Below are 306 nucleotides of genomic sequence, written 5' to 3'. Positions count from 1 at the left end.
TGGAAGACAACTATTTCCCGGCATTTAATCTGGCAGACTGCGGCATCTCTTTCGGTGCGGGCTGATCTGCACATCTACACCAGCAGCCATATCCAGCTTCAGCAGTGCGTCTACTGTTTTCTCTGTAGGCTCAACGATATCCAGAACACGTTTATGAGTACGAACTTCGTACTGATCACGTGCATCTTTGTTAGCGTGAGGAGAAATAAGAACAGTAAAACGCTCTTTGCGGGTCGGCAGCGGGATCGGCCCTTTGGTATTGTGCTGGTGGCTGACAGAATATCGACTTTGCTGGTTCTGCTGACC

General features: G+C 49.7%; 1 protein-coding gene. It reads right to left on the bottom strand.

Annotation, left to right across the window (positions count from 1 at the left end):
• Nucleotides 1-24 precede the first annotated feature (24 nt).
• The coding region (gene rpsJ, locus H4O21_RS25255) for a 30S ribosomal protein S10 (protein WP_182812783.1) at nucleotides 25-306 on the bottom strand (282 nt) is incomplete at its 5' end.

It is taken from the genome of Oceanospirillum sediminis (assembly GCF_014164585.1).
Lineage (GTDB): Bacteria > Pseudomonadota > Gammaproteobacteria > Pseudomonadales > Halomonadaceae > Oceanospirillum > Oceanospirillum sediminis.
Note: the sequence above shows the minus strand (reverse complement) of the source record. Positions and strands in the feature narration are given on the sequence as shown.